The organism is Paenibacillus sp. FSL L8-0470 (assembly GCF_038008625.1).
Lineage (GTDB): Bacteria > Bacillota > Bacilli > Paenibacillales > Paenibacillaceae > Paenibacillus_AQ.
On sequence record NZ_JBBOZM010000001.1, the window covers coordinates 5693560 to 5710713 of the forward strand.

General features: G+C 56.2%; 9 protein-coding genes. All 9 read right to left on the reverse strand.

Annotated features, from left to right (window positions below; translation table 11 throughout):
* Positions 1-3: 3 nt before the first annotated feature.
* The gene (gene floA / locus NST99_RS26055; protein WP_038595434.1) at positions 4-1005 is read right to left on the reverse strand and encodes a flotillin-like protein FloA; all 1002 of its coding nucleotides are present in this window, start codon (positions 1003-1005) and stop codon (positions 4-6) included.
* 61 nt (positions 1006-1066) lie between these two features.
* Complete coding sequence (locus tag NST99_RS26060) at positions 1067-2398, reverse strand: NfeD family protein (RefSeq protein WP_341097759.1); 1332 nt, start codon at positions 2396-2398, stop codon at positions 1067-1069.
* A gap of 278 nt (positions 2399-2676) precedes the next feature.
* Positions 2677-3120 (reverse strand): GatB/YqeY domain-containing protein, encoded by a 444-nt coding sequence (locus tag NST99_RS26065; RefSeq protein WP_036683862.1) that lies wholly within the window; start codon positions 3118-3120, stop codon positions 2677-2679.
* 15 nt (positions 3121-3135) lie between these two features.
* Complete coding sequence (rpsU, locus tag NST99_RS26070) at positions 3136-3309, reverse strand: 30S ribosomal protein S21 (protein ID WP_005547957.1); 174 nt, start codon at positions 3307-3309, stop codon at positions 3136-3138.
* Between the two features lie 138 nt (positions 3310-3447).
* Positions 3448-3807: a histidine triad nucleotide-binding protein gene (locus NST99_RS26075; protein WP_038595438.1), complete on the reverse strand. Its 360-nt coding sequence runs from the start codon at positions 3805-3807 to the stop codon at positions 3448-3450.
* An 817-nt stretch (positions 3808-4624) separates the two neighbouring features.
* On the reverse strand, positions 4625-8053 hold the full coding sequence (locus NST99_RS26080; protein ID WP_341095542.1) for an AAA family ATPase: 3429 nt from the start codon (positions 8051-8053) through the stop codon (positions 4625-4627).
* Positions 8054-9235, reverse strand: coding sequence for an exonuclease SbcCD subunit D (locus NST99_RS26085; protein WP_341095544.1), 1182 nt, complete (start codon positions 9233-9235; stop codon positions 8054-8056).
* A 111-nt stretch (positions 9236-9346) separates the two neighbouring features.
* A complete protein-coding gene (locus NST99_RS26090; RefSeq protein ID WP_341095546.1) occupies positions 9347-13534 on the reverse strand; it encodes a UvrD-helicase domain-containing protein in 4188 nt (1395 codons plus the stop codon).
* Entirely contained in the window at positions 13531-17052 is a 3522-nt protein-coding gene (gene addB, locus NST99_RS26095) for a helicase-exonuclease AddAB subunit AddB (RefSeq protein WP_341095548.1), read from the reverse strand. Before addB ends, NST99_RS26090 begins: the two co-directional genes overlap by 4 nt.
* Positions 17053-17154: the final 102 nt, after the last annotated feature.

A 17154-nucleotide genomic window follows, 5' to 3' on the forward strand; every position in this document is an offset into this window, starting at 1 on the left:
CCCTTATTTATTGGTCGGACGGCTTGAATCATCGCCATCATTTAATTTGCCGAGCGAGCCGCGCATTTGCGTATCGGCTTCAATGTTTTTGAGGTTCATGTAATCCATGACCCCGAGTTGACCGGCACGCAGCGCTTCAGCCATAGCCAGCGGCACCTGGGATTCAGCTTCGACGACCAGCGCCTTCATCTCAACGACGCGGGCTTTCATTTCCTGCTCATGGGCAACAGCCATCGCTCTGCGTTCCTCCGCCTTGGCCTGTGCAATTCTTTTATCAGCTTCAGCCTGCTCAGTTTGCAAATAGGCTCCGATATTCTTGCCAACGTCGATATCTGCAATATCAATGGACAAAATTTCAAAGGCCGTACCTGAATCCAAACCCTTGGACAAAACTGTACGCGAGATTGAATCCGGATTCTCCAGCACATCCTTATGGGAGTCACTTGAACCTACTGTTGTTACAATCCCCTCGCCAACACGGGCGATAATCGTTTCTTCGCCGGCACCGCCGACGAGACGGTCGATATTCGCCCGTACGGTCACTCTCGCCTTAACCTTAACCTCGATACCGTTCTTGGCGACAGCAGCGACAATCGGCGTCTCAATGACACGCGGATTAACACTCATCTGTACGGCCAGCAGTACGTCGCGGCCGGCAAGATCAATGGCTGCGGCGCGTGTGAATTCAAGCGGAATATCCGCCCGCTGGGCGGCGATCAAGGCATTGACAACCCGGTCGACGTTACCGCCGGCCAAGTAATGGCTTTCCAGTTGATTGATATTCAGGCCAAGCCCTGCTTTGGTGGCCTTAATGAGCGGATTAACGATCCGGCTCGGAGTAACCCGGCGGAGTCTCATGGCCACCAGGGTAATAATGCTGATTCTTACGCCGGATGCCCATGCGGAAACCCACAGCATCACCGGGAAGAAACTGAAGAACACGCTCAGTACGATGATCACAACAACTGCGATCAGCAAAATTGGAATTAAAGACGCTTCGCCCATACTTTTTGTCAACCTCCGTTACATTTTTAAAATTCATAAACATACTGGCTGCAGGCTCCGCTTATTTCTCGGATTCCTTCACAACCACACGGCCTCCCTCGACCTTCACCACGGAAACTGGAACCCCCGAACTGATGAAGCTCCCTTCGGTTACCACATCCACACGTTCATTGCCGACCAAGGCCGTTCCGGCCGGACGAAGCGGTGTAATGCTGACGCCCGAGGCACCAATCAGACTCAATTTCTCCAGCACCGGAACAAATCCCTGCTCTTTGGTTAGACTGTCGCGCAGAATAAACCGGTTCCAGATGCCCCGTTCCTTGAAGACCACAGCTACGATGGCGATAACTACTGTGGCTGCCGCAAAGGCTATTCCCAGATTAAAAAATGCATGCTCTAAGCTGAAAGCAGCCCGAACGACGCCTGCCACAAGGCTTACAGAGCCCAGCAAACCCAGAATCCCGAAGCTTGGGACAAACAGCTCCAGCACAAGCATGACAAGTCCCAGAATGAACAACAGCCAGGTCTCCGCTCCAGCGAAGCCCGCCACATAGTTGCCAAAGAAATAAAGGGCAAATGCGAGCGTCCCGATAATTCCCGGAGCGCCAAAGCCCGGCACCAGCAGCTCAATGACAATTCCGGCGATGCCGATGAAGAGTAGTATCGTCATAATAATCGGATTTGTCAGAAAATGCGACATTTTTTCTGCTCCGGTATGTTCCACGCGAAAAATGTCGTCTGTGGAATAACCTAACAAAGTGATGGCCTCTTCCGGCGTATCGGCAAGATAATCGGCATATCCGGCTTTCACCGCTTCATTGCTGGTCAAGGCAATTATTTGGCCTTGCGCTTTGTTCACCCCGAGTTCAGGCTTGTTCACGACAAGGTTCACATCCATCATTCCTGCAGCAATCTCCGGATCACGCCCGTTCAGTGAAGCGGCGCCAACCATCTTGGATTTCCAGTAGGATACCATCTTTGCGTCGTCCACGCTTTTTCCGTTCATATCCACCAGCGATGCAGCTCCGATCATACTTCCGGGCTTCATAATAATTGAGTTGGCGTTTAGGGCAATATAACTGCCGGCAGATGCAGCATCTCCTTTAATATAAGCAGCTGTAGGAATTTCACTGTCCCTGACCATCTGCCCGATTTGTTCCGCAGAGTCGACAAGTCCCCCTGGTGTATCAATCTCCAATACAATCAGAACCGCCCCGTATTTTGCCGCCTCCTCAAATCCCCGCTCCAAAAAGCTTTGCAGTCCGCGTTCAATCTCCTGGTCAACCGGAATAATGAACACCGGCCCGCCCTTCGGCTTTTCCGCAGCCGTTCCTCCTGCAGCCGAAGAGGTCCCCTCTGCTTGCGTGTAAGCTGCAAACGGCGTCAAGAGCATCAGCAGCAGGACGGTGACTATGCCCGAAAAGGCAATTTTACGGATTTTTTTCACTTGTAAACCTCCTTTCTCTAAAAATAACTTCAGCACATAATCCTTAGTACGCCATTCCCTGAAATATGTTTCAAACAATCGTCGGGTCTGATCAGGAACACATTACCGAAAACAGGGCGGAGCAACAAAAAAAGGGAGGAAGTAAGCTGCGCTTTACTTTCTCCCTTCATTTTATCCACCGACAATGAAAAACACCCCTTTATTCAAGGGGTGCTAGCGTTATATTATTGCAGAAATTGCAGAACCGCCTGGTTCACGAGTTTACCATCGGCGCGACCTTTGACCTTAGGCATCAGTGCGCTCATGACCTTACCCATTTCACTTTTCGAAGAAGCACCGGTTTCCTGGATGGTCTGCTGTACAATCACTTTAATTTCTTCTTCGGAAAGCTGCTCGGGAAGATACTTAATGATAATCTCGATTTCTGCCTTCGTACTCGCGGCAAGCTCGTCGCGACCCGCTGATTCAAATTCTTGGAGGGCATCTTTGCGCTGTTTGATTTCACGACTAAGGATATCAAGCACTTCGTTGTCGTCTAATGTTCTCTTCAAATCTATTTCAAGATACTTTATTGTAGAACGAACCATTCGAATGGTGGAGAGTGTGAACTTGTCCTTACTCTTCATCGCTTGCTTCATATCTTCGTTTAATCGTTCGCTAAGATTCATGCGTGGGTAATCCTCCTAAAACTTTCTCTTACGAGCAGCCTCAGACTTCTTCTTGCGCTTTACGCTTGGCTTCTCATAATGCTTACGTTTCTTCACCTCAGCCAAGACACCATCTTTAGCGATGGAACGTTTAAAGCGACGAAGTGCAGCATCAATTGTCTCGTTTTTACGAACTTTCGTTTCAGACACCAGTTTTCCCTCCCTCCGACCAGACCGTCCAAGAGCATAACACGGTTCATCATATTTCATTATAGGTCAAACCGAAATAAGGTGTCAACCTTCGTGTTATTCTTTTTTTAGGCAGGTTATCAGAATTTGAAATATCTGCTAAGCATGTGATGCGGAATTGCCGACAAGTGCGCCCAGTTTGGCACCGCCAAGCAAATGATAATGAAGATGAGGCACGGCTTGTCCGCTGTCCGGACCGCAATTGTTGATCAGACGGTAGCCTGTCTCCGCAATTCCGAGCTGAATAGCAATTTGCTGCGCTACAGCGTGAATCTCACCGATCAGAGGCAGATCTTCAGCCGTGACATCATTCATCGACGCGATGAACTTCTTAGGGATAATCAGCACATGCACCGGTGCGGCAGGCTCAATATCGTAGAATGCCAGTATCCGCTCGTTCTCGAACACTTTTTTGGAAGGGATTGAGCCTTCAATAATCTTGCTAAAGACAGTTTCCATACAACGCTTCCTCCTAAAAGTTTGTGGAGCGATACTTCCGTAGTAATTCTCAGACCGGCCTTCTTCGCCACAATTTGTTTTTATGTTCTCTAATCATACAGGATAATCATGGATTACGAAAGCGGCACAACAATAATACAACGCGGGGAAGCCGGAAAAAGATCATATCATCAGTTAAATGAAATGAATACACACGCAAGCAAGAGGATAGCTCGAACAAGGATTGGGACATTGCTTAGTGGAAATGTGCTAGGGATAATACAGAACTCTGCTTATCGCCATGGCTGTATTATAGACAGTGTTAGCTGCTGGCAAACAGGGAGGCATTGTTTTATTTATTTCGCTTGTGGCCAACCCCGGAGGTATCTATCTGCCCAGTCATATATATTTATGTGGAGCTTTATATCCCGCTTATCTGTATCAGATACAGGAAAAGTGTATTCTGTTTGTCCAAATCTTCCGCATCCAACATTCAGGGTGATCATCATACAAAGTAATCGTTGTCAAAAAGGCACTGCTGAGGTGCTGCTCTATGTGTAGTTGCGGGTTCGGTACAGGGGAACAAGGTAATGATAGCTTAATCTAATCGCATATCTGACAGGGATCTCGAACTTCGGGAGCCATCAGACTCCTAAAAAAAGCAAAAAAAAAGAAACACCCTACCAGCTTAAAAAGCTGATTCGGCGGCGGGCGTATGAAAAGGAGGATTTCCCGGTCATACGTCCGCCGAGGTGTTTCAAAATGATGTCGGCTTAGCTGTATTATAACAGGGGGTTGAAAGTGTATCTGTGACTGTCATCACACCTTCAACCCGCTTTCACATTTTCTCCAAAAGAATACGCGAACCGCCCCCGCCCTGCTCTGCAGGCACTACTATCAGCTTGCGCGGCAGTCGCGCCCGGAGCTCAGGAACGTGGCTGATGATCCCGACGGACAGCTGGTCATTATGCAATCTTTCGAGTGAGGTAATGACGGTATCCAGCAAATCCGGATCAAGAGTACCAAAGCCCTCATCAAGGAAAAAGAATTGCAGCGGATACTGACCCCGCAGCTGAATCTGTGCCGATAAGGCCAACGCCAGTGAGAGGGAGGTCAGGAAGGTTTCTCCGCCAGATAGCGTCGAGACCGGACGTCTGACTCCTCCATTGCCATCATCGCGGATAACAAAGCCGCCTCCAGAGTCAACCTCCAGTGCGTAACGCTGCTTGCTCAGGAACCGCAGCCGCTGTGAAGCAGCCTGGCACACCTGCATCAGCTGTTCTTCGGCGATATATTCCACAAAGGCATTGCCGCGCAGCACAGCCTGTAGCTTGGACAGCCGGTCCTGCTGCGCCGCATGCTCCTTACGCTGACCTTCGAGCTCCATCCAGCGGATATGGCGATGTTGCAGATCCTCAAGATCACGGTCTGCGCGCGCACGGCTCTGCAGCGAGCGTTCATCGTCTTCCTTGCATGTCTGCAGGGCAGACTGGCTCTCCTGCCATTCCTCAGTGCTTAAGGAGGCTCCGGACAGCTTCTCTTCGATGCTCCGCAGTTGCAGCGTCACTTCCGCTTCTTCCTCCCGGTGAGCCCGAATACGGGCAGCGGCTCCGCTGCGTTCTTCCGGCATGAGCGCCGCCCCTTCAACCTCAGAGGCGGAAGCAAACGGAGAAGAGTTCAGGCTCTCCTCCCAGTGGGCCGCGGCCGCAGCGCTATGCTCACACGCTGATTCCGCCGCCTGGCGGGCAATGGCCGCCTCCTTCACCTCGTGCTGCGCCTTGTCCGCTGCCTGCCGGTGCCTTTGTTTATTATTGTCCAGTGCCGCCTGCAGCTCCTGAAGACGCCGCTCGCATTCCTCCAGCAAGGCGGCGGCGGAACGGCCCCCTGTCCACTGGAGCAAACGCTGCTCCTTCTCGCGCTCGAGTGCTTCTTTGCCTTCCAGTTGGGCATTCCATTGAGCAAGCTCTTTATCCAGCCCGGCAATCTCTTCCTGCAGAACTTGTACAGCATTGCCCTTCTCCTCAAGAAACTTCACGCTGATGTCGAGCCGGCCTCTGATTTCCTCGGCCTGTTCGTCCTTTGCCAGCATCCCGCGATAGGCATTCTCAGCCTCATCCGCAGCCAGTTCAGGGAACAGCCGCGCCCATTCCTGGCGCAAGGTGCTCAACCGGGCGGCAAGCTCGCCAGCCTTGGCGGCAAGCCCTTCCACCCAGGCCGTCTCGGCAGTGGCCGCAGCCGCTTCCTGGTGGCACAGTTGCTGCTGTTCCTGCATCCCCCGCTGCCATTCCGCTGCTCCCCGGCGCAGCTCGCCGGAGCGTGCTTTCAGGGCTACATGCTGCGCCTCCAGCCCGGATAAGGACATTTCATCCGGAATGATCCCGGCGGAAGCTGAATGCATAGAGGCATCCGTGCCGTCCTGCTCCAGTCCTGCAGCCGCAGGTGTTTTCAGAGCGTCGCCTATAACTCCTTCACCATAAATCTGTTCCAGCCATGCACCATCCTGCTCCAGCAGGCTGCGGAACAGATGGCGGGCTTCCAGCGCGCGCCGTTCAAGCGCACGGATATGCTGGAGCTGGGTTTCCAGCCCTTCCCGCCCGCCGTTGTCCTGGGACAACGCAGGCAAGGGATGATGCTCGCTGCCGCAGACCGGGCAAGGCTGCCCGTCCTGCAGCTCACGGGCTAGGGTAAGCGAGAGCCTGTGCAGCTCCTGCTCCTTCAACGCCGACTCCAGCGTGCCGCCGTGCAGCTCCAGGCGCTCGGCAGCATTTCTTGCCGCGGCTTCCGCAGCCCGCAGCTCCTCCTGGTGCAGCGCAGCCGCAGCAATGTGCTCCCCGCGGGCTGCGGCCAGCGACTGCTGCCGGGCTTCGGCTGCGGCCAGCCGCGCCTCTGCCGCCGCGAGCACCGCCGCGCGCTCGCGGCGCTCCCGCTCCGCCGTCTCCCACTGGGACTCGGCGGAGCGCAGTTCCTGCAGTCTCTGCATCGCTTCCTGCAGAGACTGCCGCTCCTGGGAGCGGACCGCAAGCGGCTGCAGGCTTTGCTGCAGCTCCTGCTGGCGCTTTTGGCCCTTGGCCAAAAGCTCACGCTCCCGGGCCATGCTCTCCCGCCGGGCAGCCAGCCCGCGGGAGGCCTCGCCTTGGCGCGCCTGCACCGCAGCGCGCTCGCGCCGCAGTTCGCTGAGCTCGGCTTCGAGCTCCAGCGCGCGGCGGTAGGTATCGGCCCCCTGCCGGAGGGCCGGCTCCTCCGCGGCCAGCGCAGCCTGCGCCGCAGCCTCGGCCGCAGCAAGCCCCGCCGCCTCATGCTCGGCGGCGGTTGCCAAGGTCTCCCGGCTCTCGGCAACAGCGAGCCGGCTCCGCCAGGCGTCCTCGGCGCTTCGCCACGCCTTCAGCACAGGCAGCCGCTTCTCGGCTTCGTCAGCCTTGACAAGCTTTTGCTCCAGCAGGAGGACGTTCTCCTCCTGCAACAGCAATTCCTGCCGCCGCCGCTCACGGCGGATACGGTCCTCCTGCAGCTCGCGGATCTTCGCGAAGCGCTCGGCAAGCTGCATAGCCGCCTCCAGCTTCTTGCGGCATTCCTCCGCATGGCGGACCGCTTCCTGCAGCCGCTCCGCTGCGGCCTCTACATCCGCCTTCCCTGCACTGCCAAGGCCCTGCTGCTCCGCTTCAAGCGCCCGCAGCGCCGCCTCGTTCTCCTTGACCCGGCGGCTGAGCTTGAGGGCCAACTGGTCGCCGTACTGCTCCAGGTGAAAGAGCCGTTGAAGCATTTGCCTGCGGTCCACACCCCGCAGCGACAGGAACTCGGCAAATTTGCCTTGCGGCAGAACCACCGCACGGGTGAAATCATCCATTTTCAGCCCGATATGCTCTTCTACACAGCGGGTAACATCCGCCAGCTTGTCAGCCATAACCTGGTCTCCGTCTTCCGTGACCTCGATGAACCGGCTGATTGTATTGCTGATGGACTGCTCCCCGGTCCGTTTGAATTTTCGCTCCACCCGGTAACGCCGGACACCGGCGGAGGAAGTGAGCTCGAAGGTGAAAGCTACACTGAGCTGATCCTCGGAATGGTTCATAATTCCCTGCGTTCCGTTCACTGCCCGTTCCACCTTGCCGTACATCGCTAATGTAATAGCGTCCAGCAGACTGGATTTCCCGCTGCCGGTCGGTCCGAAGATCCCGAACAGCCCGGTTTCTGTCAGACTCGCAAAATCAATCTCCTGCTGCTCCCGATAGCTTTGCAGCCCGGATACTTTTAATAGAATCGGCTTCACCTAGTTCTCCTCCCCTTCCTCCGGCTGGCGCCGTTCTTCTTCCGTCAGTTCAAGGAACAGCTCAATCAGGCTGTCCTCCGGCTCCGCACCGCCGGTCTGCCGCTGGTAGAACTTGCGGAACAGCTCCTGGACCGGCATCCGTGAACGGGAGGTTTCCTCCAGCTCATGCTCCATCTGCGGATAAATCGGGCGGATATGTATAATCCCTTCCCGTGATTTGCGGAGCCGCTGAATATCATTCATCGACATCGCTTCGCTAAGGCGTAGCTCCAGATCGATAAAGGCGGAGGCATCCCTGCCTTCATCAAGCCAGCCATACACCTCCTGCAGTCCGCCGGAAGATTTCCAGTTCACCAGCGGACGGCCGCAGCGGAGATAGATTTCCTCAAAGGAAGGCTCCCCGCCCGGTGCCACATCAATCATCGTCACCGATTTGGCCTGGCCCGCTTCGGAGAAGCTGTAGGCCAGCGGTGAGCCGCTGTAGCGGATCATGCCCTCGCCTTTGACCCGCTGGGCGCGGTGCAGATGTCCGAGCGCCGTATACTGCGCACCGCAGGACAAAGCCGAAGGATCTACCGTATACGCTCCTCCTACCTGAATGGGGCGCTCCGAATCGCTTTCCACGCCTCCGAGCACATAGATATGGCTCATGGCCAGATTCACCGTCTGCGGTGTAAACTCCCGGCCGAGCAGCTTCATCAGCTTGCCTACCCGCGCACTGTAGGCCAGCCGGAGTTCATCCTCACCGCTGTCCCCGGCGAGCAGCTCCCCGAGGCGGGCTTCGGAGGGATAGGGAAGTGCAGCGATTTTGGCAACTTCACCGGTCCGGACGGCATGTACCGTCACCGGCTCCGAGGTAGGCAGTCCCACCAGGGTGATGCCCTGTCTGCGCACAAGCGGAGACACGGAAGCTACCCGCTCCGGCTGGTCATGATTGCCGGAGATGACAACAAGCGGCCTGCCGTTCGCCGTCAGTCTGGCTGCAGCATCATAGAACAGCTGCTCCGCCGCAGCCGGAGGGTTGACTGAATCATAAACATCCCCCGCCATTAGAATAAGATCGGCCTTGGAGTCATCGGCAATCTCCACCAGCTCATCCATGAACTGCTCCTGCTCCTTCTGCCGGCTCCGTCCTTCCAGCGTACGGCCCAGATGCCAGTCGCCCGTATGCAATATGCGCATTTTCGCCCTCTTTTCCCCGCCCTCACGCGGCTATCATATAGGTGATATAAGATCAACTTCCGTCAATCTCACCTTTTGGGTTAGTTTTTCAGTTTATCTTCTATAGTAGATTTATAGTTTCAGAGCATGTCCGCCGTCAAAAAAGTACAGCCAAATCTCGCTGACCGGTTCGCCTAAAATATCATTCAGCGCCTTGCTGTACAGCTCCAGCTGAAACCGGTACTTTTCCTTCAGCCCGTCCAGTCCGCCTTCATGCTCCAGCACGGCATCACTTTTATAATCCAGCAGAATCAGCCGTCCCTCCTCGCGGAACAGACAGTCAACCACCCCTTGAATCAGCACTGCTTCGTCAAGCGTCCGGCGGCCGTTGTCCATTGAAAGGTTAGAAAGTTCTCTGTCAAAATAATCAAGTCCCCGGTAGGCTTCGCCTGCCGGAACCATGTAACTGAACGGCTGCTCTCTGCGCTTCCATGATGCTCCCAGCAGTCTTTGCCCAAGCTCACCGGCGTAAAAGGCCTCCACTTCGGCAAGGTCAACCGCCTCCGCCTGCTCCGTGTTCAGAATGGCGACCCGGGTCAGCTGCGCAATCACAGTTTCCAGAACAGCACGGTCCACAGGCCCGTCCAGCGGGACATGCTGCATCACCGTATGGTACGCCGTTCCACGCTCTGCCTTTGACAAGCCCCGCTTCTCCATAAACTTTGGACGCCGCAAATGGAGACTCTCCGCCAGTGCAGTACTGCGGCCAGACCCGTTACCCCGGCTTGCAGAATACCCTTCTTCGAGCAGGTCATAGGAAGGCTGTTCCTCCATAGACAACATGGCCTTCAGCTCCGTCACCGATGTTTTGGCCGGAATGCCGGATGCTGCCGCGAATGGATACTCCCATTTCAGTCTTCCGGAGATTTCTGTTTCATCCGGTGTTCCTAGTGAACGCAGTGCACTGCCCGTGCGAAGCGCATCCTGGACAAGCCGCCGTTCTTCACCTTTTGCAGCATCATCCTCCGTGCCGGCAAAAGAACCTGACCCAAGTCCGGAAGCAGCCTGTACAGAGATGCTCCAATTGGAAGCATCGCCATGCAGCACCGTTGAGACAATGCCTTCCGCTCCCGCCAGCTTGCGCAGAATAGCTGCGCCGGGGTGACGGATCAAAGCGGGACCTACCCAATCCAGATAACTGCGGCCCCGGGCCAGCAGATGATCAGCCAGCAGCAGTTCCTCGCGGCCCTGCATACCCGTCCAGCCTGAAACGGCACGCGGTAAATCCCTTACTGTGCCGACGAGGATCATTTTGTCTCTTGGGCGGGTCAACCCGACGTAGAGCACACGCATTTCCTCCGCCAGCAGTTCCAGCCGCGAGCGGCGGTTAATAGCCAGATAGGGGAGAGTCGGATAGCTGACACGCGTCTCCCGCTCTACAAACCGCGGGCCGAAGCCCAGCTCCTTGTGCATCAGGAACGGGGAATACAGATCCTGCCGGTTGAAGGGCTTAGCCATCCCGGCCAGAAAGACAACCGGGAACTCCAGGCCCTTGGATTTATGAATCGTCATGATTCTGACGCCACCGGCTTCCTCACCGCTTCCCCCGGCAACACCCAGATCGCCGCCGTTCTCCCGCAGCCGGGAGATAAACACCAGGAAGCGGAACAATCCGCGCGCGGAGGTATCCTTCTCGAACTGCACCGCCCGGTCGTACAGTGCTTTAAGATTGTTCTGGCGTTGAAATCCGCCGGGTAGGCCGCCCACCCATTCCAGATAGCCGCTCTCGCCGTAGATGCGCCAGATCAACGCACTGAGACTGCCCTGACGGGCTGCATTTCTCCAACCCTCTAATAATACTGTGAAAGCTTGCAGCTTCTTCCGCAGTGCAGGCGGAATCTGTGATACCGCTGCTTCATCGGCTCCCCATCCGGCGCCGCCTAATTGCAGTGCACCGGTTAAACCACCGGATTCAAATTCTTCTGCGGAAGCTGCAGGAACGTTATTATGGGGGAATACAGCCGCAGCAACCTCAGCCGCAGCAGTAAGCTCCTGTTCAGCCATAATGACTTCACCGGTACTGCCCGCAGGCGAGTCACCTGCAGCCGCCATCAGGGCATCATAGAAAGAACCCGGGCTGCATAGACGAACCATCGCCAGCTCTTCCTCACTTAAATTGACTACAGGTGAGCGCAGCACCCCCGCCAGCGGAATATCCTGACGGGGATTATCCACTACTTGCAGCAGCGACAGGGCAATTTCCACTTCCGTTGCCTGGAAATACCCCTTGTTCTGATCGCCGTAGGCCGGAATGCCTTCCAGGCGGAGCTCCTCGATCATCAGCGGTGTCCATATCCGCGCAGAACGCAGCAAAATAACGATGTCGCCGTACACTACAGGACGCATGATACGCAAGGACTTGTCATAGATAAGCAGCGGCGCACCGCCAGTCATCCCGGTCATCTGCGAGATACGCCGGGCGATGGCCCGCGCTTCCAGCTGCGCCGTCTCGCTCTCGATGGCTTCGCTCTCCTGGGGAGGAAGCTCCCCGTCTTCAGCGGCTTCCTCCATGCGGCCCGCCGGTGCAGTCCCCCGGTCAATCAGCAGCAGCTCCGGCGCAAAATAAGTATCCGGACGGTTCTCCTCCGCTCCCGGGAAATTCGCCCCGTAGACCAGCTCGGCACGTTCATCGTAGCTGATCTCTGCAACGGTCCTGTTCATGATCTGGCGGAAAATCATATTGACGGCATTCACAACTTCCATCCGGCTGCGGAAATTACGCGCCAGATCGATCACCGAGCCCCGGGCAGCAGCTTCTCCGCCCTGCTCTTCCTCATCTCCGGGAATCCCTTCTCGGGCAGCTCCGTTATTTGACGCACCAAAGCTGAGATACTTGTCCAGAAACAGCCCCGGCTCCGCCAGGCGGAAGCGGTAAATACTCTGCTTCATGTCGCCGACCATAAACCGGTTGCCCGGCGATTCGCGGGAGATAAGCCGTACGATCTCTTCCTGTACGCTGTTCGTATCCTGGTATTCATCCAGCAGTACCTCGTCGAACTGCTCGCGATATTCCATTGCCGCATCCGATGGCAGCGAATGGCCCGGCACAGAATCAGGATGGCGCAGAATCTGCAGGCAGTAATGCTCCAGATCGCTGAAATCGACCAGACCGCGGCCTGCTTTCTCAATCCGGTAACGTTCACCGAACTCGATGACCGTCTCAGCGAGCTCCTGCATCAGCGGAGCCGCCTCATGCAGCTCCGCCAGAAAAACCTCGGCTGGCCGCCCAAACAGCGATTTTTGCAGCTCCAGCAGGCTCTTCTTCACATTGTCCCGCAGCTCCTTGACCGTCTCCTGCAGTCCGGGGTCGGTTGCATCCTTCTTGCAAGCCTTAAGCTTTCCAAAGGATATCTCTATGAAAATATTATAGAGCTCTGCCCAGGATTTATTTAGCAGATCATCCTGCAGCGCCCGGACCATTTCCAGATCCGCAGTCAGACTCTCCGCATAGGGAGCCGGTCCGCCGGGCTGCAAGGCGATTTCATGCCCCTGAATAAGCTGGCTGGCCGCTCCGTCCAGCGTAAGCTTCGCCTCGGCAAGAATACTCTGCACCCAAGCCGTGCGGCTCAGAGCTTCCGTGTCCGGCAGCGAGAAATCAGCCGCAGTATCCCTCAGCCACTGTGCCGGCCAGGGATGGCTGCGGGCAAAATCATGCAGCCGCTGGACCAGCGCATGCACCGCATCATCGGTACGCTCGCCGCTGAACCAGTCTGCAAGCTTTACAAAAATGCCATCTTCTCCGTCTTCGGAGACCTCACCGTATTTCTCTTCCAGCAGCTCCTCCAGCAGCTCTTGACGCATCATCTCTGCCTCATGCTCATTCAGAATCCGAAATCCGGGGTCAATGGGGATCTGCTGATAATAACGCCGGATAACTTCCAGGCAAAAGGAGTGCAGGGTCGTGATCGACGCTCTCCCCAACAAAGCAAGCTGGCGGCGCAAGTAGTCATGGCCCGCTGCTCCGCCCTCTTCCGCACCCTCTTGCTCCTCCAGCTTCCGCTCCAGTGCCTCGCGGATCCGCTGCCGCATCTCGGAGGCTGCCGCCTTCGTGAAGGTGGCCACCAGCAGACGGTCCACGCTGAAGCCGTTCTCCTCGTTGCTGATTTTGCGGATGATCCGCTCGACCAGTACGGCTGTTTTGCCGGAGCCTGCCGCTGCCGCAACCAGAATATCATCGCCGCTCTCGGCAATAGCGCGCCATTGATCATCGCTCCACAGGCTGCCTTCCGGCTTGGCCTCTATTTCAGCTCTAATGCTCATGGCTTCTCTCCTCCTTTATGGGACAGCAGATCCCAAATCACGTCTTTGCCCGGCTTGGCAAGATTGTTATAGCCATTGCCCTCCACAGCCTCATCAAACTGGCATACCGGCCGGAAGGAACAGAACGTGCAGGCTGTTTCCTGCTGAATCCGGTAGGGCTGAATCGCCACATCGCCTTCAGTAATCCGCGTCCCGATATCGGAAATATTGCTGCGCACCGAGGACAGCAAATGCCCCCACTGCTCAGGCGTGGCTACAGAGGCGCTGCTGTAAAAGCTGCCGTCGCTCTTCAGCGCTACCGGCACAATTGAGGAATGCCCTTTATCGAGCGTAGTATCCATTAGTGAAACGACCTCACGGTCCGCAGTCAGCAGACCCTTCATTTTGAACCGTTTCAGAAGCTCCTGCTCCGCCTGCTCACGGTTCAACCCGTTTGGCGACGAAAGCAGCGGATCATGCACATGGAAATAAAGGGTTCCTGCCGGAAGCGCAGCCTTGCCCAGCCACTGCTCGGAATAGGTGAGCAGCACATCGAGATAAGTCAGCATCTGCAGCGACAGCCCATAGTACACCTCATGCAGCTTAAGATCCTTCTGGCTTGATTTATAGTCAATAACCCGCAACAGAACTCCATGCTCTCCTTCGGCCATATCAACACGGTCAATCCGGCCCACCACCTCCATTACACAGCCGTTAGGCAATGTAATTCTCAGCGGCGGGAGATCTTTACCCGGGCCAAAATCCAGCTCCAGCCCCACCGGCTCGAAGCTGCCCCGGCGGGCATGCTCGCCGAGGATCACGGAAGCGCGGCCGACAATATTCTTCAGTTTGCGGGAAATGTAGCCGTAGCGTTTGCTGCTCATCAGAATTTCGCCCTGCAGAAGCGGTGACAGCTTGTCTACTGTCTCTCCGGCTTCCCGGCGGCACTCCTCAGCCGTCAAGCTCCCCCAGCCGCGGCCCTGCTCCTGCAGCCGCTTGGCCATATCGCTGAGCGCGGCATGGAAGAGCTGTCCAATGTCCGGCGCCTGCAGCTTATAGAGCTGGCGTTCTTTCAGCCTTAAGCCGTATGAAGCAAAATGGGAGAAGGAGCAGGCAACGAACTTCTCCATACGCGACACGCTGCCGCGCAGTGTTCTGCCTCCGTATAGACGGAGGCTGGTCTCCCGCTTGAGCGGAATGCCGTCATTGCGGTAGAACAGCGAACCCAGCAGCTGCTGCAGCTTCGGACTCCAATGCTCATCCTCCGCGAACCAGTTATAGACATCCCACCACAGTCCGGGGATTTCCACTCCCTGCCGCCACTGGCGCAGCTGCATAATCAGCATGCGCAGACTTTGTCCGGGATGCCCCACAAAGCCCAGATGCAAAGCTTCACCTGCATCGGTTTCGTCAGGAGATACTGCTGCGGGGAACCCGGAAAGGGACCGTTCTTGCAAAGCATCCGGGAACATGCCATGCAGCTGGCGGATGATTTCCGAAGGCAGTAGCGCTTTGCCCTCTTCATCGGCTGTGGCATAGCTGATCCACAGTCTAGTGCTGGCCGTTGTCAGCGCGCCATAGATCAGGAAGCGCTCATCGAGCAGCTTGCGTGAGGATCCCGGAGCCAGCTCCATTCCGCTGTTCTCCAGCAGCAGCCGTTCTCCCTCGGACAGGATGCCATCCTCTTTGAACTGTGCAGGGACAACCCCTTCGTTGAATCCCAGCAGGAAAGCATATTTCACACCTGAAACCCTCGTCCGGTCCATGCTTCCGACCAGCACCTGATCCAGAGCAGGCGGAACCAAACCCATCTTAAGCTCGCTGAGTCCGGTCTCCAGCACCCCGGCAAACAGCTCAAATTCCATTCTCTCTGATCCCATCATTTCCGCGATCTGATCCAGTAAATCGAGCACTGCATCCCATAACTGGCTATGTTCCCGCGCACGTTCCGGCTGTCCCAGTTCAAGCGCCTCTCTGCTCAGCTTCTCCAGCTTCCGGGCGGTATCTGACTCCCGGAGCAGCAGGTACACCGCTGTACATAGCTCCAGCCCGCTGCGGCTTTTCTTGACTCTTTTCTCAAAAGCATACAGCGGACCAGTAATGCACTCCCGGCACCGCTCCATTTTCAGAAGCAGCTCCTCATCCACAATCCGGCTGCCTTCCAGCGAAAGACTGGGGATTCCTTTCCAGGAACGTCCATCGGTCCAGCGGTATCCATGGATGCCGCAGGCCAGCACATAATTCTCCAGCCCGTCCATATCCTCGCGGGTAATACTGCCGTCAAGCGGAAGCAGAAGCTCGGTCTTCACACAGCGGAACACATCCTCATACCGCCAGCGGCGGCGCACCACATCAAGTGCGGACCGTATAAATTCCACCAGCGGATGATGCAGCTCATTCACCTTCTGGTCCAGGAAGAACGGGACGCCATAGTCTTGAAACAACGGAGTAATCAGCTGCTCATAATCTGAAATGTTGCGCATGAATACAGCCATCTCGCCGTACTCCGCCCCTTCATCCCGGGCCAGCCTGATCATTTCACGCAGCGCGCCCTCGACCTCTGTTCTACGGGAGACTGCAGCGCTGATCGTGATGGCTTCCGCAGCCTGCCCGATATCGCCGCTCCAGCGGCTGCGGCGGTGAAATCCGCGCTCCAGGTGAGCTAAGGCCGGACTACCGGCGAATCGCGGAAGCACAGGCGGCGCCAGCAGCTCGTCCCAGACCGCAAGGCCCAGCTCTTCAGCCATCCCGCGCAGCTTGATATACGTAACTGCGGAGGGATGAAACAGCTCCAGTTCATGCGGCTGCAGCCCCGTTGGATAAATCCGGTCAAGCGTAAGGGCCACTGTCACCCCTGATGCATGCTGCATCAGTTCGCGCAGCACCATAAATTCCTGCGGGGTAAAACCATGGAACCCGTCTACCCAGATCTCGGCTTCTCTTATGTAAGAGGAATCCGCAATATGCTCCGCCAGTTCAGCCAGCCGGTCTTCCTGATCTATATACAGCTGTGACATTTCCTGCTCCAACTCGCTGAATACGATATGCAGATCATCCAGCTTGCCGGCCAGAATCGGACTGCTTCCTATGGCCTCACGCATTCTTGCCAGCTGTTCTTCCAGATCGGAAGCGCCCAGGCAGCAGCGTTTCAGCTCAGTATGCAGTGCGCTGAGCCGTTCCACAAAGCCCGGTCTGTCGCTTGAAGCGCCGAACAGCTTCAGCTCTTCCTTGCGCCGGTTGATGATCTTGTATATCAGCATTTTTTTGCCTTCTTCGCTGATGGGCAGACTGGCGCTGCCCCCGGTCTCCTGCTTCACCCGGAATGCAAGCCGCGAGAAGCTCAAGGTCTGGGCCCGGATGCTGCCCTTCACGCTGCCTGCTGCCAGCAGGCCTCTCTCCGCCCCGAACGAGCCCTGCTCCGGAACAAGTACAATGATCGGTGCGCCCAGCGGTTCAGACTCCAGCTTTGAGGATACCGTTTCCCATATTCTTGTTGTCTTGCCGCTGCCCGAGCGGCCTATCAAAAAGTTTACCGTCATTGCAGTAGACTCCTTCCGTGGCCAAATCTATGAATACAACCGGTATCAAATTTCTCAACCCAGTTGATGAATCCGTCCCAACATTATAGCATATCTCTTCCA